Annotated in this window: 15 protein-coding genes and 9 pseudogenes; 17 read left to right on the forward strand and 7 right to left on the reverse strand. The window is 33.6% G+C overall.

The features are described 5' to 3' along the window. Positions 1-72: 72 nt before the first annotated feature. The 4 genes and pseudogenes from ORL93_RS28500 to ORL93_RS28515 all read left to right on the forward strand — a co-directional run. Positions 73-594 (forward strand): annotated as a pseudogene (locus tag ORL93_RS28500) (IS6 family transposase); the annotation flags it as partial. Between the two features lie 121 nt (positions 595-715). Next, positions 716-964, forward strand: a pseudogene (locus ORL93_RS28505) (ATP-binding protein); the annotation flags it as partial. 90 nt (positions 965-1,054) lie between these two features. Continuing rightward, positions 1,055-2,212, forward strand: coding sequence for an acyltransferase family protein (locus tag ORL93_RS28510; protein ID WP_265960126.1), 1,158 nt, complete (start codon positions 1,055-1,057; stop codon positions 2,210-2,212). Positions 2,213-2,282: 70 nt separating this feature from the next. Then, positions 2,283-2,495, forward strand: a pseudogene (locus ORL93_RS28515) (Fic family protein); the annotation flags it as partial. A 482-nt stretch (positions 2,496-2,977) separates the two neighbouring features. On the opposite strand, the gene sdaAB reads toward ORL93_RS28515, so the two are convergent. The 4 genes and pseudogenes from sdaAB to ORL93_RS28535 all read right to left on the reverse strand — a co-directional run bounded on the left by sdaAB (position 2,978) and on the right by ORL93_RS28535 (position 7,431). Beyond that, positions 2,978-3,637, reverse strand: a complete 660-nt coding sequence (gene sdaAB / locus ORL93_RS28520; RefSeq protein ID WP_265960127.1) for an L-serine ammonia-lyase, iron-sulfur-dependent subunit beta — start codon at positions 3,635-3,637, stop codon at positions 2,978-2,980. Between the two features lie 371 nt (positions 3,638-4,008). Continuing rightward, positions 4,009-4,920: a DMT family transporter gene (locus ORL93_RS28525; RefSeq protein WP_018767850.1), complete on the reverse strand. Its 912-nt coding sequence runs from the start codon at positions 4,918-4,920 to the stop codon at positions 4,009-4,011. Continuing rightward, positions 4,917-6,149, reverse strand: coding sequence for a 5-aminolevulinate synthase (gene hemA, locus ORL93_RS28530; protein ID WP_265960128.1), 1,233 nt, complete (start codon positions 6,147-6,149; stop codon positions 4,917-4,919). Before hemA ends, ORL93_RS28525 begins: the two co-directional genes overlap by 4 nt. Before the next feature lie 595 nt (positions 6,150-6,744). Then, positions 6,745-7,431 (reverse strand): annotated as a pseudogene (locus ORL93_RS28535) (IS6 family transposase). Positions 7,432-7,989: 558 nt separating this feature from the next. Between ORL93_RS28535 and ORL93_RS28540 the strand changes: the two are divergent. The 13 genes and pseudogenes from ORL93_RS28540 to ORL93_RS28600 form a co-directional block, all read left to right on the forward strand. Then, positions 7,990-8,697, forward strand: coding sequence for an IS6 family transposase (locus tag ORL93_RS28540; protein ID WP_265960129.1), 708 nt, complete (start codon positions 7,990-7,992; stop codon positions 8,695-8,697). A gap of 63 nt (positions 8,698-8,760) precedes the next feature. Then, a pseudogene (locus tag ORL93_RS28545) lies at positions 8,761-9,000 on the forward strand (DDE-type integrase/transposase/recombinase); the annotation flags it as partial. Positions 9,001-9,471: 471 nt separating this feature from the next. Continuing rightward, positions 9,472-10,761, forward strand: a pseudogene (locus ORL93_RS28550) (condensation domain-containing protein); the annotation flags it as partial. A 53-nt stretch (positions 10,762-10,814) separates the two neighbouring features. Further along, positions 10,815-10,895: pseudogene (locus tag ORL93_RS28555) on the forward strand (hypothetical protein); the annotation flags it as partial. A gap of 23 nt (positions 10,896-10,918) precedes the next feature. After that, positions 10,919-13,960 carry a non-ribosomal peptide synthetase gene (locus tag ORL93_RS28560; RefSeq protein WP_265960130.1) on the forward strand — a complete coding sequence of 1,014 codons (3,042 nt, stop codon included), beginning with the start codon at positions 10,919-10,921 and terminating at the stop codon, positions 13,958-13,960. A gap of 163 nt (positions 13,961-14,123) precedes the next feature. Continuing rightward, a pseudogene (locus tag ORL93_RS28565) lies at positions 14,124-14,810 on the forward strand (IS6 family transposase). A gap of 294 nt (positions 14,811-15,104) precedes the next feature. After that, positions 15,105-15,287 (forward strand): YolD-like family protein, encoded by a 183-nt coding sequence (locus tag ORL93_RS28570; RefSeq protein ID WP_018783189.1) that lies wholly within the window; start codon positions 15,105-15,107, stop codon positions 15,285-15,287. Positions 15,288-15,913: 626 nt separating this feature from the next. Beyond that, a complete protein-coding gene (locus tag ORL93_RS28575; protein WP_097795124.1) occupies positions 15,914-17,344 on the forward strand; it encodes an alanine/glycine:cation symporter family protein in 1,431 nt (476 codons plus the stop codon). Between the two features lie 535 nt (positions 17,345-17,879). Next, a complete protein-coding gene (locus ORL93_RS28580) occupies positions 17,880-18,866 on the forward strand; it encodes a glutaminase (RefSeq protein WP_265960131.1) in 987 nt (328 codons plus the stop codon). A gap of 238 nt (positions 18,867-19,104) precedes the next feature. Further along, positions 19,105-20,421, forward strand: coding sequence for a sensor histidine kinase (locus tag ORL93_RS28585; protein ID WP_265960132.1), 1,317 nt, complete (start codon positions 19,105-19,107; stop codon positions 20,419-20,421). 4 nt (positions 20,422-20,425) lie between these two features. After that, a complete protein-coding gene (locus tag ORL93_RS28590; RefSeq protein WP_265960133.1) occupies positions 20,426-21,370 on the forward strand; it encodes a response regulator in 945 nt (314 codons plus the stop codon). 304 nt (positions 21,371-21,674) lie between these two features. Continuing rightward, entirely contained in the window at positions 21,675-22,691 is a 1,017-nt protein-coding gene (locus ORL93_RS28595) for an amino acid permease (RefSeq protein ID WP_265960134.1), read from the forward strand. 928 nt (positions 22,692-23,619) lie between these two features. Then, positions 23,620-23,802, forward strand: a pseudogene (locus ORL93_RS28600) (SunI/YnzG family protein); the annotation flags it as partial. Between the two features lie 195 nt (positions 23,803-23,997). Here the strand turns inward: ORL93_RS28600 and ORL93_RS28605 are convergent. The 3 genes from ORL93_RS28605 to ORL93_RS28615 all read right to left on the reverse strand — a co-directional run bounded on the left by ORL93_RS28605 (position 23,998) and on the right by ORL93_RS28615 (position 26,959). Next, on the reverse strand, positions 23,998-24,837 hold the full coding sequence (locus ORL93_RS28605; protein ID WP_006097289.1) for a YitT family protein: 840 nt from the start codon (positions 24,835-24,837) through the stop codon (positions 23,998-24,000). 445 nt (positions 24,838-25,282) lie between these two features. Further along, positions 25,283-25,924 (reverse strand): hypothetical protein, encoded by a 642-nt coding sequence (locus ORL93_RS28610; RefSeq protein WP_265960135.1) that lies wholly within the window; start codon positions 25,922-25,924, stop codon positions 25,283-25,285. A 372-nt stretch (positions 25,925-26,296) separates the two neighbouring features. Beyond that, positions 26,297-26,959, reverse strand: coding sequence for an IS6 family transposase (locus ORL93_RS28615; protein WP_098909855.1), 663 nt, complete (start codon positions 26,957-26,959; stop codon positions 26,297-26,299). Positions 26,960-26,987 lie beyond the last annotated feature (28 nt).

Below are 26,987 nucleotides of genomic sequence, written 5' to 3' on the forward strand. Positions count from 1 at the left end.
TTGATTGTTCTGTTGCAAAGATTTTGACACTCCGATAAACTTTAGAAAAAATATGATAGGGGAGAATGATACATGGGTCACTTTAAAGGAAAACAATTCAAACAAGACATTATTTTGGTAGCCGTTGACTATTACTGTCGTTTTTCTTTAAGTTATCGAGATGTATCTGAGATCCTTAAGGAACGTGGTGTGTCGGTTCATCCCACAACTATCGTGCGCTGGGTTCATGAATATGGTTATCTCTATCGTACAATTGATAAAGATGGACACACACTGGATATTCAACTTCGTAAACAACGAGATCATCAGACTGCATATGCCTTTATGAAAAGATTGTTGAAAACTTTTGGAGAACCAGCGGTTCTAACAACAGACAAGGCACCAGCGTTATTTTGCTCGTTTAAAAAATTAAGAGAAAACGGCTTTTATAAACATACAAATCATTGTACAATCAAACATTTAAATAATCTCATAGAACAGGACCATCGACACGTGAAGCGACGCTTTGCCAAATCCGCAGGATTTCAAAATCCTCGTCATACTTCACGTACCTTGAAAGGAATTGAAACCGTTCACGCTTTATATAAACGAAACTGAAATCTGAACCCAGATTTCGATTTTTCGACGTATGATGAATTACACAAGTCATTTACAATCGCATAATATGTATAACTTATTGTTGGAGTCATTTAATTTTTTTAAAACTTTGCAATAGAACCGTGAGGTTGTCGTACAAACTATTAATTACGGAGATAGCATTCCAGAAGAAGATTTATCCTATCTTTTTGATATGTTTTATACAGGTGATAAAGCAAGAACAGAGAAACAAGCCAGTACAGGTCTTGGATTATTTATTACTAAAAATATTGTCGAGCAGCATAATGAGACGATTTCTGCTGAAAGTAATGTGATAAGAACAATATTTCAAGTAAGATTACCAAAAGAAGAGAGTTCAAAAATTTAATAAAAATTTAAAGTTTACCCCACTTTTTATTTTAATAGTTCCTTCTATCCTATACGTATATATGTACAATTCTCCCACTACACTAGTACAGTGGCCTTTATTAACAGCAAAATCTGCAATATACAAGGAGAACATTTTATGAGTAAGAGAATAAAAGAATTAGATTCAATACGTGGATTAGCGGCTATTACAGTGGTAGTTGGACATTTTTGTTTAATGCTACCATCGTTGCCTAATTCAATTAAATTCTCCCCGCTTAGGTTTTTATGGGCTGGCGGGGAAGCTGTAATCATTTTTTATGTACTCAGTGGTTTTGTGTTATCTATGGCACTTTATCATTCGAAAACAAATTATTGGGGATATTTAATTAAGCGATTTGTACGAATCTATATCCCTTATTATTTCTGGATATTCATCACCTTTGCTTTATTTATTTTGTTTTCGCCGTATGAAGTGACAGGACTACGGGATTGGTTCTATGATAGGTGGCAAGGGTCTATAACAAAATTAGATATTATCAATCACTTTGTGCTTCTTAATAACTTTTTTACAGAAAATTACAATCCGGTTATCTGGTCATTGGCTCAAGAAATGCGTATATCTATTGCGTTTCCTTTGTTATTCCTTCTTTTTTATAAACAGAGTTGGAAGAAAACGATACTATTTGCTATGAGCTTTTCTTTAATTAGTATTTTCCTTAATATGTTGCATATTGGGAAAGCTGAGGGATTTTATAATGGTTATGCCGATACACTACATTTCACATCTATGTTTATGGTTGGAATGTTACTTTTTAAGCATCTGGAAAGACTTATCTACTTATATAGGAATATGAAAAACTTAAAAAGAAAACTTCTTACTACTTTAGGGCTTATTCTATATTTATATTCCATTTTGATTTTTGGGTTTTCTCGTAATGATACTACTTTCTTATTAAAAGATTGGGGTGTCGTAATTGGTGTTAGTATACTGATTATAATGGCTATGAGTAACCTAAAAGTAAAAGCTATTTTAAATAAGAGTGTATTTGTATACTTAGGAGAAATTTCATATAGTATCTATTTATGTCATTTTCCAATCATGATGGTACTATTTAAACTTTTGTATACAAAGATACCTATCCTGTTCCTTCTTATCTTATGTATTACAATGACAATACTTTGTTCTGTATTATCGTATCATTTAATTGAAAAGAAGTGTATCAATTGGGCGAAACAAAGAACAACAAAGTTTCAAAAAAAAGTGTAATACTTGGAGGAATCTTATTTCTTTAGTAAATATACGAATATTACCGGTTCCTGAGTACATTAGGAATCGGTCAATTCTGGATTCTGTATGTAAACATACTAAAGTTGAGCAAATTTAAAATTTTATACTTAACCCCAAAAATCCTTTTACTAAAGAGGACCTTCGTAACGCTTATCCAGACATAGCCGAAAGTACAATTAGTAAGACGTTAGCTTCCTTGCAGTCGCTTGGTCATATAAAGTTAGTTTCAAGAGGAAGAAATGCTCAATGGATACAGGTTTAATTCTGTATTAATAATTATTAGGGGTTCAGCCGAGATACCTGTAGAAATAGGCCACAGACTTACTTTTATTCCTAATTCTATATTGAATTGGATTTTTTGTTTTTTATAAAACTCCTTCATTTATCTAAGTTTTCATTTTCGCTTGTCACATAGACGTTCGCTTTCGTGACAAATAAGAACCAGGATTCAACAATCGTGTAACTTTTACTGATAAATCGCATTTTTCAAATCGTTATTTTGCCGTTAGTAAAAGGTGGATTTTGTTAACAATTCACTTTTATTGAAGAGATGTTTACGCAACAAAAAAGGTCTCCTTCCAAGGGGACCTTTTTTATAACTACTCCAGATAACATAACAAAGGGCTATTTTACTTGATGCATTTAATTATTCATTCTAATTCCATCATAAATATCCACAGTAAAATTAGGAATATTGTCGATTTCAAATTAATCTCTAAAACCTGGACATGCTGATAGAACTGTCTAACTTAAGACTAGTGTTTGATAAATCTTTGGTAATCCTTTAATTTCCTCAATTACTTCATGATTTAATAGTTCCTCAGTTTCAATTACCAATAGAGATATTTTTCCTTTTTCCTTTTGCGATACACGTATCATATTAATATTAATTTTACGTGTTGCTAATATAGAAGTTACAGACGAAATGGTACCAAAATGATCATTGTTCATAATAAGAAGAGCTGATCTTGTTTCATTTAAATTCAAATCAAAACCATTAATCTCAATAACTTTGATTTTTCCCCAACCAACCGAACAAGCAATCATCTCAATTTTATCTTCACCTTTGTATAAAGTAATCTTTACTGTATTGGGATAAGACGGTTTTGCAATCTCTTCTATACAATTAACTGTAATTCCTCTTTCTGTTGCAATTGTAAGTGCTTTAGAGAATAATGAGTCATCCATTTCAAAGCCCAAAATACCACCAACAAGTGCTACGTCTGACCCAAAAGTGCAATCAGTTTTTTTGAATGCCCCATATAAAGAAATTTCGATTTTTTCTGGAGTCTTTAAAAATAGTTGACGAACAATATGTCCTATCTTTGTTGCTTCTACTCCATTAGCACTAGGTGTTCCAATAGTAATAGGACCCATAATATCAAATACTGATTTATATTTCATGATTATCCTTTCTCCTTAATATTAGTAGTAGGGATGCATTAATAAAATGTTTTTGTATTAAGAAAATATTTCATAACTGAAAGGTAATGAAAATACGGATTATAATAAGCGATCCATCCTTTTATTAAGATATCTATTCAATATAAAGAGTTTTTTGATATTTTTAACAATAATTTTTAATAAAAAAATGTATTGATTTATTTATCATTATTGAAGGTGAGCGATCATGTTTATTTAAAAAATCAGTAAATAGAGAATGCAATTTGTTAGGTAGTTATGCCTTATTTACAATTACACTAGAAATCCTGTAGATCTGTTCATACTATAAGGAAACAGTATTATATTTTATAAATAAAGCCCATGGGAATTTTTTAATTCCCTGGGCTTTCATTTCTCATAACATTCCGACTCCTGTATGGTAAGCGAAATCCTAGTGCAATTGCTGCTCCAATGCAACTAAATAAACATCCGAACAGTAAATAGAGAGTAGGTGTAGAATCTCCAATCGCAACAGAGGCAACTCCACCTATTGCCGGAAAGAGTGCCACCATATAACTACTAACTGATGCACCGATTCGTTCTACTAGCTTGAGATAGAACATCCATGCCCCAAAGGAAGCAAATACAGTTAAAAATGCCAAAGCTCCAAGATAAGAAACGGACGTTGGTAGTGTAAAGTTCTGTTCCTGAAAGGTACAAACAGCAAGTAAAAGTATCGAAGCCACAACAAAGCCAACACTATTCGAATAAACAGCATTAATACCACGTCGTGCATTTCGAGCGGAAGCTGCGTCACCAATAGCTGTAAGTATAGTACCAAACAATGCGAGGCCTATTCCTTTTAGATCACTTGTACTAGAGCCCTGTGTTAGTAATGGATAAACTAATATAGAAACACCTGCAATACCAACTATTCCCCCGATTAGAATTCGAGGATGAAGACGCTCGCCTAGAAATATACGAAGTGCAATTGGTGTAAGAACTGTCTTCAGTGAAAACAGCAGCGTTACTAGTGCAGCAGAAATCCAAATTGTCGCGTAGTATAAACACAAGTAACTTAGAGCTAAGTTACACACCCCAAAAGTAACAAGGGGAAAAACATCTTTACGAGAAGGCCTACCATTTGGACGCACCACGCACATGAGGACAATAAACATTAGTGCAGCCCCTACCAAGCGATAGGTTAATGACAATTCAAGGCTTACAGGAGTACCTTGTATTTTTACTGCAATAAAGTTCAATCCCCAAACTATTAAGCAGAAGATGTACATAAAAATTGTCATACGTGTAACACTTCGTTCTGCTGTGCAAAAGGAATATCGAAATAATTAAAAACTTCTGTTAATGCAACGGCCAGTTGTGCTATCTGTTCCTCAGTGTGATTTGGTGTAACATTAACTCGGAAGCGTTCTGTGCCGATAGGAACCGTTGGTGAATTTATAGGTTGCAGATAGACGTGATATTGTTCAAGTAGACGTTGGGCAGCAGCTTTACATTTTTTTGCATCACCAATCAGTACAGGGAGAATATGCGTTTCACTTGAGTCCATTATCGGAATATTTGCTTGAGCAAGTGCTTCTCTTAACATGCTAGTTTTTTGGTGTAGAGCGTTCCGCTCGTTATCTGAAGATTTCAAGTGTTCCACACTAGCATGACAGGCCGCGACAACAGCTGGTGGTAAGGATGTTGTAAAAATAAAACCAGATGCAAAAGAACGAACAGCGTCAATTAGTAATGATGAAGCTGCAATGTATCCCCCGATTACTCCAATACCTTTTGCCATTGTTCCTTGAATAAAGTCCAATCGATCCACAAGACCTAGTTCAGCAGCTATTCCTGCTCCGCGAGGACCGTACATACCGATTGCATGTACTTCATCAAGAAATGTTAAAGCGTTATATTTATCTGCAAGATCCGCAATTTTCTGAATCGGTGAGATATCGCCATCCATTGAGTATACTGATTCAAACACAATAATTTTTGCTCGATCATGTGGTTGAGCTGCAAGTAACTCTTCCAAATGGTCAACATCATTATGTCTAAATATCGCTCGTGCGACTTGAGTGCTACGTATACCATTAATAATTGAAGCGTGATTTCGTTCGTCAGAAAATACTATGCAATTTGGAAATAGACGAAGTAAACATTGTAATGTTGCATCATTCGAGCCATATCCTGTAGGGAAAACTAATGCGGCTTCTTTACCATGCCATTCCGCAAGTGAAGATTCAAGTGCAGCGTAATGGTAATGTGTACCACCTATATTTCGAGATCCGCCTGAACCAGCACCAAATGCTCGAATTGCATCATGCATTGCTTCGGTAACTACTGGGTGCTGAGACATTCCTAGATAGTCATTGCTGCACCAAACGACAACTGGTTGCCCATCTTTCTGGCCATTCAATTGTGCTAAAGGATATTGGCCACGCATCCGATTAATTGTAACAAATTCTCGATATTGTCCGCTTTCTTTCAAAGATTCGAGCTTATTTTCAATAATTTTTGCATACATGACTTTTCCTCCAAGTATAGTTATAGTTTACAGTTCATCCAGTTTGATATTTTTTCATGAAAATTAAGGAAAACTGTTAAATAATTGTTTTTTGTTATATCAGAAAAGTATAATAAAACCAAACAAAAAAACAAAATTATACATATTTTCATAATTTTGTTTTTTAAAACTTCAAATTTCTTTAAGTCGATTTAATTTATTTCAAATAAATAATAACAATTTTTTGAAAATAATACTATATTTTAGAATTTTATCAATAAAAAACAGATAATTATCATTAAAAAATGGTCATATTAAGCTAAATATTATAAGCAAAGACTAGTTTCCTCTAAAAGAATCATTGTAATAATTTGCAAAATCCATATAAAACAATACCTTTAGAACAAAATATAAATATAATTTTCTTATTTTTTATCAATATAACTTTTTAGAATTCTGTTGCAAAGTTAATTAACATCAAACTAGATAAACGATTGGGGAGTACTTATTATGCAACTATAAATAAATCTCTTAATTCATTGCACACTGAAAAACAGGGGTTCTGTTGCAAAGTTTCAAAAAGCATAAACAGGTGTTGATAAATGAGAGGAACCATTTAAGCAGTGACTAATAATTTGTGTAATTCCTTGTACGTTGAAAAACCGCAGTTTGGCTGTAAACTGCAGTTTCGTTTATATATAGCATGAATGGTTTCGATTCCTTTCAAGGTACATGAAGCATGACGAAGATTTTGAAATCCTGCGGATTTGGAAAAACGTCGTTTGATATGTCTATGATTCTGTTCGATGAGATTATTGAAATGCTTAACGGCGCAATGTTTCGTTTGCACATAAAAACCGTTATTTTTCAGTTTTTTGAACGCACAAAGTAGGGCAGGAGCCTTGTCTGTTGTGAGAACCGTTGGTTCGCCAAAAGCTTTCACTAACCTTTTCATAAACATATAGGCGGCTTGATGATCCCTTGTTTTACGAAGTTGGATATCCAAGGTGTACCCTTCTTGATCAATCGCACGATAGAGGTAACATCACTTTCCTTTGACTTTGATGTAGGTTTCATCTAAATGCCATACGAAATGTGCTGATTTATTTTTCTTCTTCCAAATTTGATAAATCAAATTTCCATATTCATGAACACAACGCATGATGGTTGTTGGGTGAACTGAAATACCACGTTCTTTCAGGATATCAGAGACATCGCGATAACTTAAAGAAAAACGGCAGTAGTACAGGGCGGCTACTAAAATAATATCTTTCTTGAATTGTTTTCCTTTAAAATATCTCATGCCTGATTCTCCTAGATCCTGTTTTCTAGGGTGTATCTTCATATGTAGAAAACTTTGCAACAGAACCAGTTTTCTCTTTCCTGACTTTTATAAAACTCATCAATTATTTATTTGTATATGGATATACTTTGGATTAACGTTATGAATATTCGGCACAAAAAATATCAATTTACTTTATATAACAATTATGTAAAACTATAACCAAGCTGAATTCTTCTTTAAAACTTTCCCCTAATAAAGATTTAAAGACAATTCTGTTTTTATTCGAACTTAAGGAAGAAGCCAATTTCTATACAAATTGGCTTCTTTCTTATGAATTCACGCTACAACGTGAATTCATACTCTTTTTCATCTATAATCTTACCACATCATCAACATTTTTACGATATTTTTTCTGAAATTTCAGAAAAAATAGTTCATTTTGATGAAAGGTATTTTTGTAAAAGTCTATCCTCTGTAATTTTTTAAATGCGTAAATTAAAGAAGGAGGGTTCTGGTGCAAAAAACACTGTCGTTGTGTACACTGAAAATATTCATAAATAAAGGGCGTGTATGATGATGATAAAAGCAGTGGATTTTAAATGGAAACATTCTGAGCCAGAGATGATTCTGTTAGCAGTTAGATGGTACCTCCGGTACAGTTTAAGCTATCGCGATTTGGTAGAAATGATGGAGGAACGTGGTTTATCCATTGCCCATACAACGATTATGCGCTGGGTTCATCGATATGGATCGGAACTAGATAAACGTATTCGTCGTCATTTGAAGAAAACAAATGATTCCTGGCGTGTCGATGAAACCTATATCAAAGTGAAAGGAAAATGGATGTATTTGTATCGTGCTGTGGATTCCGAAGGAAACACTGTTGATTTTTATTTAAGTAAAAATAGAAAAGCAAAATCAGCTAAACGCTTTTTCAAAAAGGCCTTAGCTTCTTGTCATACTTCAAAACCTCGTGTGCTCACAGTTGATAAAAATCCTGCCTATCCAAAAGCCGTGAAACAATCACAAAAAGCAAGGGACTTACCATTAGGACTCCAATTACGGCAAATAAAATATCTAAACAATATGGGCGAACAAGACCATCGATTTATCAAAAAAAGAGTTCGGTATATGCTTGGATTTCAGTCTTTTCAAACAGCCGGCAAAACACTTGCTGGCATCGAAGTCATGCATATGATTAGAAAAGGACAAACTCTCCAAGGAGACAAGTCTGTCCAAAATCAGATACAACTTATCAATAATCTCTTCGGCCTCATCGCATAACAGGGGATTCCTAACGGGATCTGCCGTTCTCTTTTTAAATTTGATTATCTTTGCACCAGAACCCCATTAGGCATCCAACTAAGGCAAGTGAAATATCTCAATAACATAGTGGAACAAGATCATCGTTTTATTAAAAAGCGAGTTCGTTCGATGTTAGGATTGAAATCCTTTCGCACAGCTACATCCATTATTTCTGGAATAGAAGCTATGCATATGGTAAAAAAAGGGCAACTTGTTTTACTGGACAAGTCTGTCCAAAATCAAGTGAAGTTCATCCATCAACTATTTGGAAGTGCTGCTTAAGACTAGATTCCACTAGGAAACTTTTCGCCTCTTTATATCTTTCCTAAGTATTTGCACCAGAACCAGAATTTTAATGAGGTTTATAATTTATCTCAAGATTTGTTATATATTCCAAATTTCGACATTCTTTTATGAGATATTAATATATAATTAATGAGGTTTTCGGATATTAAAAATCAAAATTTGATTTTCAATATCTAAAGCTATTTTTATTTTGTAAATTACAGTATTAGCAATAATACATTCTTCAATTTCTCATGCACCTTAGTTAATCACAGCATTAAAGAAATCAATTCAAATAGGAAAATTATTTCTATTGAAAAAAGATGAAGAAAGTCGACTAGTAGTAGAAAGGATTTAAATAAGTGTAAATGTTGTTTTGAATGCCTAGATGTGTAATAAATTCCTAGTATAATATCTTGAGTTTTGTAGAAATGTTAATAGTTGTATTTTGCATGGAATCTAATAGGGGTGAATAGATTGGGAAATAAAAAGCTTATTAAAACTATTCCTTTATCAAAAGGACAAAGGGACTTTTTTTTGCAGTATTGTTTGTATCCAGATAAATCCTCATATAACGAACCATTTGCTTGGCATGTTTATTCAAAATTAGAGGTTTCACTTGTAAAAAAAGCTTTTATTGAAATTATCAAACGTCATGAGATTTATCGATCTATTTTTGTTATGGAGAAGGATCCTGTACAGAAAGTTTATAGTGAGCTAGGTTTGGATTTTGAAGTTATTGATGTGGGGACCAGAGAATTGTCTTCTATTAAGAGAGATTTGCGCAAAGAATCATATAAACCTTTTGTATTGGAAAATGAGTCACCTTTTAGAGTGAGATTGTTTCGCTGTGCTGAAGATCATTATATTTTGATTCTAGTATGGCACCACATTGCTACTGACGGTTGGTCTATATCCTTAATATTAGATGAGTTTGGAACAATATATAAACACTTAAAAGAAGGAACTGATTACGACTTAAAACCCATATTGTTTCAATATTCAGATTTCGTTTCTTGGCAAGAAAATTTATTGTTAAGCGAAATTGGAGAAGAATCGAAGGGATTTTGGAAAAATAAACTTAAAGGTGAGATACCGGCATTAGAATTGCCGATTGATAAGAAGCGACCACCGGTTCCTTCATATGAGGGAGGATTAGTACCTTTTCACCTAAGTAGAGAGACTAGTGAGAATTTGCTTAAATTCTGTGATAAAAAAGGTTTTACTCTTAATACAGTCTTATTATCCCTTTACTTTGCTTTTTTACATCGTTATTCAGGACAAAATGAAGTCATAGTAGGGACACCTAGATTTGGTAGACGAAATAAAAATTTTCGTAATGCTTGTGGATATTTTGTTAATATGCTTCCTATTCGAATTCATTTCAAGGATGGTTATTCGTTTGAGGAACTTTTAAATATTCTTAATGATGAATTAAAGGAGTGTGTGAAACACCAAGACTATCCTTTTTCTATGATGTTGAAAGAATTAGAATCTAATCGTGACGTTAGTTACTCACCTGTCTTTCAAACTGGATTTGCGTTGCGAAAAGCTAGTAAGCAAGATGCAGCAATTTTTTTGGGGAATTCTACAAATAAATTTGATTTACATGGACTAACATTGTCTCCTTGTAGCTTAGAAAAGAATACGGCCAAGTTTGATTTGACCTTATTTATTGAACAAGAAAGTGACAAAACGATTTGTGGTAATTTCGAATATAATAAAGATATTTTTCATGAAGATACAATCTTGAGATTAATTCGTTATTTAGAACAATTTATTGGATTTGTTTTACATAATTACGAAGAAAGCAAATCGAATCAAACAAAGACTTTATTCAACTTAGTAAAGGTGAACTTTCTTCTGATATTTTTCCGTTAGAAACAATGAAATTTCTAAAGTTAACTTATTACCTGTGGATGAAGAAAAACAATTACTAAAGGAATGGAATGATACAAGAGTAGAATACCCGACAGAATCCGTTATTCAAGAACTGGTTGAACAACAGGTCGCACAAACACCAGAGGCAGTAGCTTTAGTATATAAGAATCAGCAACTTACTTATAGAGAATTAAATGAAAGAGCGAATCAATTGGCTCATTCCTTACTGAAAAAAGGTGTAGGACCTGAGACGATGGTTGGAATTTGTGTAGAACGATCTGTAGAAATGATTATTGGTCTACTTGGAATCTTGAAAGCAGGCGGTGCATATGTGCCACTGGACCCAACTTATCCAGAACAACGCCTGAAGTACATCTTGGATAACACGAATATTAAACTGATGGTAACGCAAAGAAATGTGAACGGATGGTTACCTGAGGGAATAGAGAGTATTTGTTTAGATGAAAATCAAGAAATGATTTCACAGGAGATTATTACTAATCCAATAATTGAAGTAACTCCAGAAAATTTAGCCTATGTAATTTATACATCGGGATCTACTGGAAACCCGAAGGGTGTGTTACTGGAACAAAAAGGACTATGTAATCTTGTTCATGCCATTATTGATCTAATGCAATTAAATTCAAACAGTAGAGTGATCCAATTTGCATCTTTATCATTTGATGCGGCAGTATTTGAAATCTTTACAACTCTTGTGGCGGGTGGAACGTTGTGTGTAAGTAGCCAAGAAGATGTTATGCCTGGGGAACCGTTAACGAGGTTTTTACAAAATAATAAGATTACACATGCTACTTTACCACCGACGGTGTTAAATGTCTTAGATGAATCCAAATTTGAACATCTCAAGGTAGTTGTCTCTGGCGGTTCAGTTTGTAGTGAAGAAATTGCGAAACGTTGGTCAAATAATCGTATATTTATCAATGCTTATGGACCAACAGAAGCAACAGTTTGTGCAACGGCAGGAATTTATGAAGGAAATAGTCAACCTCCTATTGGACGCCCGCTTTCTAATGTGGAAGTGTATGTATTGGATCAAAATCAGCAACCTGTGCCTATTGGTGTAGCCGGGGAACTATGCATTGGAGGAGTTGGATTAGCACGTGGCTATTTAAATCGTCCTGAATTGACAGAGGCATCCTTTATTCCGCACCCATTCAATGGAGATTCTAATGCCAAGTTATATCGAACTGGTGATTCCGTTAAATATTTACCAGATGGAAATTTGGAGTATATTGGTCGAATTGATAACCAAGTTAAAATTAGAGGTTTCCGAATTGAATTAGGAGAAATTGAAACCGTATTAGGCCAACACCCTATGATTAAAGAGGTCGTTGTAGTGGCTCAAGAAAATGAACATGGAGATAAACGATTAGTTGCTTATGTCGTAGGTGAAGGAAGTGTGCAAGAATGGAGAGAACATGTAAAAGAGCAACTTCCAAATTATATGGTACCAGCCCATGTTGTAAAAATGGATGCTTTACCACTGACGATTAATGGTAAATTTGATACGAAAGCTTTACCTAAATGGGATAGTGTAGTCCAGGCAAGTGTAGAGCATATCGGACCTCGCAATAAGACGGAGAAAAAATTGGTGACAATTTGGTCAAGTGTATTGGGTATTGACCAATCAACAATTGGTGTACATGATAATTTCTTTGAATTGGGTGGGCATTCAATGAAAATTATGGAGACATTAGTGAAAACATTATCCGAAGGCTGGAATGTAACAGTTAAGGATTATTATGAATTACAAACAATAAGTAAAATAGCGAAAAAAATCGATAATGGAACTAGCGTATATTCACAATCGAATAAATCGCAGATACAATTTTTAAAGCCACCAAAGAAAAGAGTAGAAACAGGAAAATTTCACCAAAGATTTGACCAAAGTAGTGCTGTGTTGTTAACAGGTGTTACAGGATATTTAGGTATACATTTATTAGAACAATTACTTGATACTACAAAGTGTAAAGTGTACTGTTTAGTCCGTGGAAGAGATGAAGAAGAAGCTCAAGTACGTTTGTTGAAAAATTTATGGTTTTATTTTAAAGACAAATTTACTAAGTATGAGGCATTAATAAATGAGCGGATTTTTATTGTAAATGGAGATTTAGCTGAGAAGAGATTGGGTCTAAATGAAGATATATATGTAACCCTTCATAAAAATATTAAGACTGTAATTCATGCAGCCGCTCTAACAAAACACTTTGGAGATTACGCTGATTTTGAGAGAGCAAATATTAAGTCATTAAAAGAGATACTAACATTTGTAGGCGATGATAAGAAGCTACATTATATATCTACAATGAGTGTGTCTGGCCAGTTTGCACTAGGAGAAGAGGAAAAAGTATTCCAGGAAAATGATTTTTATATTGAACAAAATTATGAAGATAATGTTTACGTGAAAAGTAAATTTTTAGCGGAACATGAGGTGTTCAAAGCGATATCCAAAGGGGCCAATGCAGCCATCTATCGAGTAGGTAATCTTACTAATAGATATTGTGATGGCCAGCACCAAATTAATATTATAGACAATGCATTTATGGGCCGTCTTAAATTTGTGTTACAATACTGCGTTGTATCAAATAATTTATTATCAAGTAAAGTGGAATTCACACCCGTTGACTACTGCAGTAATGCAATTATTAGATTAGTTACTTCAAATATAGATATCGATAATGCTCATGATTATATTTTCCATATGTATAATCATCAGAAGCTTGAACTTAAAGATATGGTGGAAATGTTTAAACAAATAGGGCATTCTGTTGAAGTTCTTGGCGATTCTGAGTACCAACAACTCATGTTAAAAATATCTCAAGATGAAAATAGGCAAGAAGATATTCAAAGGCTCATGGTATCAGGAGAAAAAATAGATGAGCGATATAAAGTAGTGGGATTAGATTCGATCAAGACACAAAAGAAATTAGAAAATATTGATTTTCAATGGCCGAAAATTAATATTGAATATTTACAAAAGGTTATAGAATATATAATTTCATCCGGTTCTTTATCACGAGATGAACTCGGAATATTGCATGCAATCACAAAATAATTGTGTTTTTTAAGGATTATCTAAAAATTAGTGGTAAAAAACATCTGTTTATCCCTTCTGTTATCGGCATTGCTTGTATAATGAGAGGGATTAAATAGGGTTCTGTTGCAAAGTTTTCTACATGAAGATACATTCTAGAAAACAGGATCTAGGAGAATCAGGCATGAGATATTTTAAAGGAAAACAATTCAAGAAAGATATTATTTTAGTAGCTGTCGGCTACTACTGCTGTTTTTCTTTAAGTTATCGCGATGTCTCTGAAATCCTGAAAGAACGTGGTATTTCAGTTCACCCAACAACCATCATGCGATGGGTTCATAAATATGGCAATCTCATCTATCAAATTTGGAAAGTGAAAAATAAATCTGCACGATTATCTTGGCATTTGGATGAGACTTATATCAAAGTTAAGGGAGAGTAGCGTTACCTCTATCGTGCAATTGATAAAGATGGACACACATTGGATATTCAACTTCGTAAAAAACGGGATCATCAGGCTGCCTATGCTTTCATGAAAAGATTAGTAAAACATTTTGGAGAACCAACGGTTCTCACTACAGATAAAGCGCCGGCATTACTTTGTGCATTTAACAAATTAAGAAAACAAGGATTTTATCAAACTACAATCCATTGTACAATCAAACATTTAAACAATCTTATTGAACAGGATCATAGGCATGTAAAGAGACGTTTTGCCAAATCCGCAGGATTTCAAAATCTTCGTCATGCTTCACGTACGATAAAAGGTACCGAGACCATTCATGCCCTATATAAACAAAGGCGAAGTCTTCAAAGAGACTCCGCCTTTTCAACGTACAATGAACTTCAACAATTACTAGCTACTTCCTAAACATTGTTCCTCATTTACCAACCTGTTTATGCTTTTTTCAAACTTTGCAACAGAACCGCGATTACCTTGAAGTTTTTGCACCAAAATTAATTTTAAAATATTTTTAAAATTTTTTTATAAAAACCTGTACTTTTTGGTCAGATTCTGTACTTTTGATTATAAATTAAAGATACGTTTCTATTAGTTTAGGTTTGAAAGCGCTTCAAATGATGATTTTTGAATTTTTTACCTAGCCTATATTCTTTTACTTACAGGCTATTTATATAGATTAGTAGTGAGAAAGGGGATATATCCATGTTCTTAAGAAAATTAGCAAAAAATCACTTAATCACTATTGAGTACTATAAAACTGGATATTTACAAACATGTAAGGGGCGAGTTTGCAACCTTGATTTACACCAACAAACACTTCTTTTAATAAATGAACAGCAAAAGATCTTCTCTATATGTTTATCTAATATTAAGAAAATCTATTAATGATTTTTTTATTTATAGAGGAAAATTGAATTAAAGATTCCTGAGATGTAGTAAAGTTTGCAAAATATTTTATGTAAACAAAGTATTTAAATGAAGGTTCTGTAGCAAAAATTTGTAGACAAGTGAAGAGAAAGAGATCTACTGATATTATGTGTTGATTTAGAAGGGAATACGGGAGCAGTCCAGTGCTTTTCTAAGGAGCGTTAATTATAAACTAAAGAAACTATATTCTAGAACAAATGTGAGAGTGTGTATAATTATTTGTATTTTTTGATAATTCATTTTATATCCCTGTGCAACTAATAAAAAGAGACAAAAAGAATTAATATAATTCCAATTTAAAACTCCGGCATACGAAACAAGCATGATGGTGCAGCCACATTTCTGGATAAAAACTATATTTTGCGGGAGGAGCTAGAGCATCTATATGTAGAAGAGTCAGGTCCTTCAAGATGTCAGCTGTACAGTTACATGTTATGGATATTCGTATAAACAAGGAAATACCATTTTCATAGAAAATTTTTGTCTTTGTTGCATGTGTATAGGAAATGAGATTAGTTATGTCAGAAAATAAAGGTGATTTTATATAGATTAGGGGATATAAAATTTTGATATGAGGTGATGGTATGGAACAATTTTTGGTGGATCTAGTCGGGTCAACGAATGATTTTTTATGGTCTAAATTGTTAATTATTATGCTTGTTGTTTGCGGAATTTATTTCACATTTAAATCGAAATTTGTACAGTTTCGGATGCTAAAAGAAATGGTCCGTGTGTTAATGGAAGGGAAGGATAGTTCTAAAGACCAAATTTCTCCTTTTCAAGCGTTTTGTATTGGTATGGCCGCTCGCGTTGGAACAGGAAATATCACAGGAATTGCGATTGCGATTGCACTAGGCGGTCCTGGAGCGGTATTTTGGATGTGGATTATCTCGATTATTAGCTCAGCATCCAGCTTTGTTGAAAGTACATTAGCGCAAATATATAAAGTAAAAGATAAAGATGGTTTCCGCGGCGGTCCATCCTATTATATGGAAAAAGGGCTAAACAAACGTTGGATGGGAGTAATATTCTCTATTTTAATTACGATTACTTTCGGTCTTGTATTCAATTCTGTACAATCAAATACCGTTACAATTGCTTTTGAGAACTCATTTGGTACAGATCGTTTAACTGTAGGGATTATCATGGCACTTGCTTTCGCTGCGATTATCTTTGGTGGTGTACAGCGTATTGCAAAAATGGCTGAATACAAGGTGATGTTTCTAGCAGTCTTATACATTGGAGTTGCATTATTTGTTGTAGTTACCAACATAACAAAAATGCCGGAAGTTCTTTCTCTTATTGTTCAAAACGCATTTGGCTTTAAACAAATAGCAGGCGGTTCAATCGGTGCAGCACTCATGCATGGAGTTAAACGTGGTTTATTCTCAAATGAAGCTGGTATGGGAAGTGCGCCAAACGTTGCTGCAACGGCAACAACAAGCCATCCGGTGAAACAAGGACTTATTCAAGCATTTGGTGTATTAACGGATACACTAATTATTTGTACAAGCACAGCATTTATTATTTTACTTTCTGATGCATACAAACAACCAGAGCTAAATGGAATTGCACTTACACAAGCAGCATTAAGTGAACATATTGGCCCTTGGGCATCGGGCTGTCTTGCTATCTTTGTTTTCCTATTTGGATTCGGTGCGTTAATTGGGAACTATTATTACGGAGAAACAAATATTCGATTCTTACACACAAGTAAATTATGGTTGATGGTATACCGAATAAGTGTGTTAGCTATGATTGTATTCGGTTCAGTTGCAAAAATCCAGCTTGTATGGGATTTAGCGGATTTATTCATGGGCTTTATGGTTATTATAAATTTAATTGCTATTACCTTACTATCAAAAATAGCCTTTGCTGCGTTACAGGATTACATGAAACAGAAAAAGGCTGGTAAAGATCCTACTTTTTATAAAGGAAGTATCAAAGGGCTTGAAAATATTGAATGTTGGGAGCATTATCAGGATACTTCAACTTCAAAAAAGAAAAGTATGTAACAAAAAAGATATTCGGGCTGTAATATGTCTGAATATCTTTCTTGGTTCTAGGCAAATAAAATTGATTACAATAAAACAATTGTCGTAAATTAAGAGTTTTGAAATAAATTCTTTCATAACTAACGGATGCAGGATAGTAAAAGGAGTTAATATATTACAAATATATTAAGATGCTGAAAAGAGGGGCCTGAACAACAGCAAAAGTAATAGTATTTCTCTTTAAAACGATTTCCCAAACATCATAGGTCTAACAAGTGAATATATGTTTTGCCACATAGATTGGTAGAGTAAGAAAAAGATGACTTTTTTTGAGTTGACCATGTTCAATTATTCTTGAGATTCATATAGTTTATAAATAGTAAGTTTACGGGATAGAAATCATAAATCTTGAATATGCAATATCTTTAGAACATTACCTATCAATCAGTTAGAAAAGGGAATAGCCTTGACAGTGTTTTTTCGCACTATATTTTCTATTCTCTATTAAGAAAAATTCATACTGTACCAAATTAATAGGACGGAGGAACATAGTTAAATGATAAAGGGGTATAACGTTCAGATTGAAAATCAAAAAAAAGCTTACTTAGATCTAGATCAATGGGTAACGCATTATCGATCCTATGCTGCTAAAGGACAAAGTGTCAGTTATATTCCCGCTTTGGAAAAGATAAATTTATCGCAATTAGGTATTTGTATAGTAGAGCCAAATGGAACAATGATAAAGTCAGGGGATTGGGAGGTACCTTTCACTCTGCAAAGTATATCAAAAGTAATCGGCTTTATAGCCGCTTGTTTAAACCGAGGTATATCTTATGTATTAGATCGGGTTGATGTTGAACCGACTGGAGATGCCTTCAATTCAATCATTCGTTTAGAGTTGCATAAACCGGGAAAGCCTTTTAATCCTATGATTAATGCTGGAGCAATTACGGTAGCTTCGCTTCTACCAGGAACATCGGCACAAGAAAAATTAGAATCTCTTTACGCATTAATTGAAAAAATGATCGGGAAGCGTCCCACCATTAATGAAAACGTATTTCAATCTGAATGGCAAACAGCCCATCGAAATAGAGCTTTAGCATACTATTTAAAGGAGAATGGTTTTTTAGAATCGGATGTGGAGGAAGCACTAGAGGTTTACTTGAAACAATGTTCTATAGAAATAAATACAGAGGACATAGCCTTAATAGGACTCATACTTGCACATGATGGATATCATCCTATACGTAAAGAACAAGTCCTCCCTAAGGAGGTTGCTAGATTAACCAAAGCCTTAATGCTCACTTGTGGTATGTACAATGCTTCTGGAAAATTTGCTGCTTTCATCGGGTTGCCAGCTAAAAGTGGGGTGTCCGGAGGGATTATGGCACTTGTCCCCTCAAGGTCCAGGAGGGAACTACCGTTTCAAGATGGATGTGGTATAGGTATTTATGGACCAGCCATCGATGAATATGGGAATAGTTTACCAGGGGTTATGTTATTGGAACATATTGCACAAGAATGGGATTTAAGTATATTCTAAAAAGTATCATGGATGTTTTGGTGTCAGAGCGAATACAAAAATGTTCAGACCATATAATGTGTCTGAACATTTTTGTATTACAAAGCATCTTCCTGTTTTAAAGTAGAAGAATGATAAGAATACTCACAATGTTCAATATTTTCGCTTATATCGTATTTATAGTTTTTTATAAATAATAGAGTAAGTGTTGTATTAATGTTAATAGATTTGTATACTGACTGTTAGGCGAAAGTGAGAAGTGATTATTTTGAATCTTAGTAATTTAGTAAAAAAAGACATCTATATTCTGATTTTGATGGTATTTACAGTACCCTTAGTAGGTGAAATAAAGTCTTTTCCCTTAAATGAGACATTTCGAATGAGCTTTGGTGCACCTACATTTTTCTTTTTTTTGTTATTATTTCGGCGAATGCCAGCATTTTTTCCGGGTTTTTTAACAGCAATAGTGGTTGTAGCATTTCGTATCTTATTGGACGTCATCACAAAGGAGAATATGGATTGGATAGCTTCTTTCCATATCCAATATCCTAGTTTTTTCTTTTATTTTACTTATTCTTGTCTCTTTTACTTAGCGAAAGTCGAACGCTTTCATCATCAACCATTGATGATTGGGTTTATTGGCTGCGTCATTGAAATATTATCAGACTGTGCGGAATTAATGATTCAATATTTCGTATTAAAAACAACTATCACGCCAGAGGCATTAAATGAAATAATCATTACCGCATTTTCCCATAGTTTTATAGTTCTAAGCTTTTTCAATATGATGAAATTGTATGAAGCGCAGTCAAGGGAGAGACAAATAAAAAAACAAAATGAACACATGCTTATGCTCATCTCCAATTTATATGAAGACGCTGTTCATTTAAAAAAAACGTTGCAAGATGCTGAAAATATAACAAAAAAATCTTATGATTTATATAAAAATTTAGACTCTTTAGAGAATAAACGGATGGGCTTTCGGGTTGAGAATTTACGGCAGCAGGCATTAAAAATTGCTGGTGAAGTCCATGACGTTAAAAAGGATAACCAACGTATTTTTGCCGGACTTTCGAAGCTGATTTCTGATGAAAGTTTTACAGATTCTATGTCCATACACGAACTAGTAAACATCATTATTCGAGCAAATGAGAAATACGCCCGGTTACTAGAGAAAGACATCCAATTTGTGTATAAGATTGATGGCGTGCATCCTCATTATCATATTTACACAATTTTATCAATTATAAACAATGTCGTTGCAAACGCTGTAGAAGCTATCCAAGATATGGGAACCATCACAATTGACATTAATAAAGACCAACATTTCGTTGAATTTCGAATAGGAGATAACGGTCCCGGTATTTCTTCAAAGTATAAAGAGTCAATTTTTGAACCTGGGTTTACTTCTAAATATGATGATGCAGGTAACCCATCAACAGGTATCGGACTATCGTATGTAAAAGAAATGGTCGAACAACTTGAAGGTGATGTTACGTTTGAGGACAGAACCGAAGGAAAAGGATCGATTTTTATAATTAGATTAGGGATTGATCATATCATTGCGAAAGGGTGATTCTATGTATTTTTATATAGTAGATGATGAGAAAGCGGTTCGCTCAATGTTGGCTCAAATTATCGAGGATGCGGATCTTGGGGAGGTTGTAGGAGAAGCTGAGGATGGCTCATTGTTAGATCAACGAATGCTAATTTTGAAAAATATAGACATTTTATTTATCGATTTGTTAATGCCGATTCAAGATGGAATAAAAACAATCCGTCAAATAAAACCGTCGTTTAAAGGGAAAATCATTATGGTTTCTCAAGTAGAATCAAAAGAATTGATTGCTGAAGCGTATTCGCTTGGTGTTGAATACTATATTATTAAGCCGATTAACCGGATTGAAGTATTAACAGTCGTTCAGAAAGTCATCGAACGTATCCGATTGGAAAAATCGATAAAAAACATTCAAGAATCGCTCAATATGGTACTTACATTGGATAGTGATCAAAGTACGCAGGAAAAATACCGTAATGAAAAGCATATAAGTACTTCCAACCATTTTCGAAATTCCATTCATTTTCTTCTATCCGAATTAGGGATAGCTAGTGAAAGCGGAAGTAAAGATTTAATGGACATGCTGGATTATTTATATAAATATGAACAAGATAAAACGTTAGAACAAGGGTTTCCCTCTCTAAAAGAGATTTTTATGAAATTAGCTCAAAATAGACTTGGAGAATCTGCTGAAGAGGCAGAATTAAAAAGATCGATTGAAGCCTCCAAACAACGGATTCGGAGGGCAATTTATCAATCATTAAACCATTTAGCATCCCTGGGACTTGCTGATTTTTTAAACCCGAGGTTCGAAAATTACGCTTCTAGGTTTTTTGACTTTACAACTGTAAGGAGAAAGATGGCAGAGTTGAATAATGAGCCAACATTACCTACTCGTATCGATACGAAAAAGTTTATTCAGGTTCTGTATTTTGAAGCAAAACGGATACACTTGGAATTGCAATGACGAACTCTTGCTAATTCTTAATCTCAAATGATGAATTTGTAATTGTGTTCCATACAATTCAATTTATATATTCTGCCTAATAGAGTATACCTTTTCGTCCACTATTACTTAACGTGCAATTAAAAGTCAGAAAATTCCGTGGAACGTCTATGAAATTGTACTAATTTAAAGTGAAAAAATAGGCATTCCCTCTTTTTAACATAAGTGTTCATTGATAAAACTATTGAATAAAAATAAACAATTGCGATAGAATAATTAGAATTATAATTATTTTCTGATTTTTATACATCTCAGGAGGAAAAAAATGAATGCTTTTATTAGAAAAAAGTCTATTGATCATTTGCAAAAGGAGGGCCTTAGAAGTACTGGACTAAATCGAGTGTTAGGATTATGGCAATTAACTGCAATTGGATTAGGAGGAATTATTGGGGTTGGAATTTTTGTTTTAACAGGAGTAGCCGCATCTGAGCATGCTGGCCCTGCAGTTATTTTATCTTTTATTATTGCTGGACTAGCTAGTGCAGCTGCTGCACTATGCTATGCTGAATTTGCTGGACTTATCCCCGTTTCTGGGAGTGCATATACTTATAGCTATGCTGTATTAGGAGAGGGAGTAGCATGGTTAATTGGTTGGGATCTTTTACTAGAATATATTTTAGTAGTAGGAGTAGTTGCTATTGGTTGGTCTGGATATATGCAAGAATTGCTTCAACAAATCGGAATTCATATTCCAGTTTGGGCTCAAGGGGCTCCAGGTACAGGGGAAGGACATCGAGTAGATTTAATTGCAGCTATAATAAGTCTCGCTATTGCTGGATTACTCACTTTTGGCATGGAATGGGGATCAAAATTTAATACTCTAATGGTAATTATTAAATTAAGCATTATCTTAGTAGTAATTGCTGTTGGAAGTTTCTACATTGATTCAGCCAATTGGCATCCTTTTATGCCTTTTGGTTTTATCGGCGTAATGAGTGGTGCTGCGCTTGTATTCTTTGCAGTATTTGGGTATGATACGTTAACTACAGCAGCTGAAGAAGCCAAGAATCCACAACGTGATTTACCAAGAGCTGTAGTCATATCGTTAATTATTGCATTATGTCTGTATATTGGAATGTCTTTAGTGATTACAGGGATGGCACCATATCATACATTGAATAATGCTGCACCGGTAGCTAAGATTTTTAGTGACGCAGGTTTAAAATGGATTACTTTATTTATTTCTGCTGCAGCTATTATAGTGCTTATTTACAACATTACAATCACATTGACGAAGAAACCAATAATAGCTTATCAAAATTATAAGCAAACAAGAGTTTGAATTCGTTGATTTTTTTACAAATACATATTAATCATATCGATATTATGCGAATTAAACCCTATAATAAATATAGTGCAAATATGCACCTTTTGAAAAAGAGTGGAAGTTAAAAAAAGGGACCCCATGTGGGTTCCTTTTTTAATACATATAACCAAATTTAACTCTAATCCAACAATGGAAAATTATTGTTAATTTTATAAAGAAGGGGAGGGAGATAAATTAGTATTTTTCTCTTATATCTCAAAATCTAAGAATACTCTTTGTTATGAGATATGAACAAAGTTTAACTCAAAATAAATACTAGCACTTAAAGAGAATTTAATCTGACAATATTAAGTCTTATTTAAATGATTATCCAACAGGCATACTAGAAAAGTCTACATTATAATGTTATTTATAAACATAATTTAAAAAGGAACAATTTCCTCTTTTCCATCTCAATAACATAATATCTCTATACATTTTGAGATATGGAATTCCACTCACGTTATAACTACCGATAAGATTTCTTATGTAAACTAATTGAAAGTAAGTGGTTGAAAACACCTTTATATCAGCGGTTTTCCAATGACAGAAAGTATCCCCTTACACGACCATGTGTATTTGTTTGTAAATATACAGAATTATTTTTGAGACAAACTGCCTAATTCGACAAGTAGCCACTTACTTGTGTTCATATACATTCCACTACAAAAATTAGCTTGTGCGTATTTCTACAAAGAAAAAGCATTCTATTTTATTGAACATTTTTACTATGATACACAATACAATGGGAATACAATGAGGAATATGATTATATTAATAAAGTTCAGTTTTAATTTTTTATAACTAGAATCCAGGTACCTCATTTTATGTAATTTATTTTTCTATTAAAATGGTACTTTTGTATCGTAGATTAATGACACTAATACAGAAAGACCTTGGAAACATGCTAGGTATCGATGTCAAAAAAACAAATGAAGAATTAATTATTTCATGACAATTAGCTAAGATTCAAAATCCATTAAGTGAAATTATTGAGGTTACCATAGCTACTACGTATGCTGGTGTTGAAGAACCAGATGTACTCCGCATTAGAACAGCATACGGTACAACAGATCGTGTGGTAATGTAGCTTTGGAATAAAGGTTGATAAATAATACCCAACAAGCCATCATTTTACGATAAATAAAAAGAATCTATTTTGAATAAAAATTGATCAAAATAGATTCTCATATTTTAGCATTAGGATTTATTTTTATAAAATAGATTGATCATTTTCTGCCCTTTTAAAAACAAATTCTAATTCTTTAAAATCAACCTCTTATTAAGCCTTAGAAATATCTACAAATCCTTCTCCGAACACATCACGAACATCGTGTATGGCGATGAAAGCATTCGGATCAGTAGATTGAACAATCCGTTTTAGCTTTATTACTTCTTGCTTATTAATAACAATATAAAGAATGTCCTTTGGGGTTTTAGTGTAATAGCCATGACCTGAGTATACGGTAACTCCTCTGTCCATTGATGTAGTCACCTGTTTGGCAATTTCATTCGGTTTATCAGAAATAATCGTAATGGCCTTTTTGGGATTCAAACCTTCGATTACAAATTCCATCACTTTAGTTCCTACATATAGCATAATAATTGTCAGCATCAGCTTTTCTGCACCAATGATGAAATAAGATGAAAAAGCAACTATTAAATCGAAGAACAATAGACCATAGCTAATGCTCCAGCCTAAGTACTTATGTGTCATCCTTGCTAAGATGGTAGTACCTGCTGTTGTTCCACCAACCCGAATAATTAGACCAATCCCGCACCCTATAAATACTCCTCCAAAAATGGCATTTACCAGCATTTCATTCGAAGCAATATTCCAACCTTCTGTCAAATGAAGAAATAACGAGTTGGTAACTACAGCAATGATTGTATAAATTGTTGTTACCCTATTCAAAAATTTATAGCCAACTATTAACAAAATCGCATTTAGAATTAAGTTAACTAAGCCTGGTGACCACTCAAATAAATAGTAGGTAATAATCGTGATACCCGTTACTCCTCCTTCACCAAGCTCGTTCGGGATAACAAACAAATTCACACCTAACGCGAAAAGAAATGCACCAATAATAATAAAAATAATGTCTGTGGTTCTGTTTTTCATACAATACCTCACTTCTTATATAAATATTTATTTAGGCATAAACTTTCATCATTATATCGTGGAACATTTAAATCGAACAGTGGTCTGTTTTTATTTTAATATAGGATTTTCATCCAACTTTATTCTAAAACCACATGTAATTAAAACAGTAAAACAAAATTATTTATTATGTACTGCAGATAAAGTTTCGATTTTACATGCAATTCACGCTTGAAAATGAATATGAACACTGAATCGCACAAACTTCAAATAAAAAACAAATATGCGAGGCCATAGATTGTCCTAATTGTAGAGTAAATAAAAAAGTACCCATCTAATTGTCATACACATGATAATTAGATGGGTACTGCATGATACGTTATTTATTTTGTTCTTACTTTACATACATTCGGTTTATACATTTGTGTTTGGAATAAATCGCAAATAACGACTTTTATTCGCCTTATTAAGACCAGATCCATACATCATCATTATTTTCAATGTTGTTCTTTGCTTCATGAACTTTTTCGATATGATCCGTTGTGTTCCAGTTAATAGAAATTCCGCCCCAACCTACATACTTCATATCAATTTTTACTTTCTCACCCGTATTAAATACTTGTCCCTTTGTTAAGTACACATCAATAATAGCTTTCTTCCCATTTACCGATGGATACTGAACAACGACATATTTAGTAGAACCTTCTACCTCATCCTCCATCGTTGCTACTTTTGATACTTCCCCAATCACATAATCAGGTGAGCCATCTTCTTTCATGTGCATACCTAACTTATTTGAAGTATTTTCAACTGCAGTTGCAACCATATATTCTGTAAAATTACGCATCATAGATCCAGTAGCTTTTACTTCATCTCCTACTTTCACATTTGATAGTGAATCAATATAAACACTAACAGGTTCCTCATATTGCTTAGATTTTACGACAATCACTCCATTATCCACTTCTACTACTCGTCCTTCTAACGTCGAGAAATTCGATTCAATAGAAGCAGCACTCGCTTTTGTTGCTTCTAATCCTGGTAAATTCGTTCCTGATAATGTTGCGATACCTAAAGCCCCAGCTAAAATTATTTTTTTCATACCCATTATGTAACATCTCCATTCATGATGATTTTAGTTGTTTGATTGGATATAATCAACCTGTAACCATTATAGTTACAAGTTGTGAAAATAGCAACTATATTTCTCATGCAATCCTGCATATTGCGTATTGAATATACTTAGATTTATACAAATTACTTCTAGATATTTCGCTATTTATCCCGAAACAAACCATCTTATATACTTATCTCAATTCTCGTTCTTAATAAAAATAGTATAGGATTTTTTCTCAGAATAACTCGAAAAAAAGGGTTCTGGTGCAAAAATAAATTATAAAAAAAGTAGGACCTGAATTTCCTACTAAATTACAGATTATGATGCGATACCAAACAATTTATCAATGAAATCTTTTTGATTTTAGGCAGACTTCCCCCCTTGATGAAGTTGCTTCTTTTTCATCATATGCATCGCTTCTATGCCACTCAGTATGTAAGTGGCTGTACGGAATGATTTGAATCCTAACATCGAACGCACTCGCTTTTTAATAAATCGATGATCTTGTTCCACGATGTTATTAAGATATTTCACTCGCCTTATTTGGATGCCTACAGGCATCTTTTTTTCATTCTTCAACTCTTCAATTGCTACAGGATAGGCGGGATTCTTATCGATGGTTATCACACGAGGCTGTGAAACATGAAAAGACTGCAAAGCTTTCTTGAAGAAACGCTTTGCAGCCTTGTGGTTTCTTGCTTTGCTTAGGTAAAAATCGATGGTATTTCCTTTCGAATCGACAGCACGATACAGGTACACCCATTGACTTTTTACTTTGATATATGTTTCATCGACTCTCCAAGAGTCATTGGTTTGCTTGAGATGACGACGGATTCTTTTGTCTAATTCAGGACCATACTGATGAACCCAACGCATAATCGTTGTATGAGCAACAGATAAGCCCCGTTCCTCCATCATTTCCACCAAATCACGAAAGCTCAAGTTGTACCGTAGGTACCATCTTACTGTTTGCAAAATAATATCATGATGATAATGCTTCCACTTGAATAAATTTCGCTTTTCCATACTGATCACGCACCTTTTTTAGAGTAAT

This window comes from Bacillus sp. DHT2, from assembly GCF_026241455.1.
In the GTDB taxonomy this organism is placed as follows: domain Bacteria; phylum Bacillota; class Bacilli; order Bacillales; family Bacillaceae_G; genus Bacillus_A; species Bacillus_A pseudomycoides.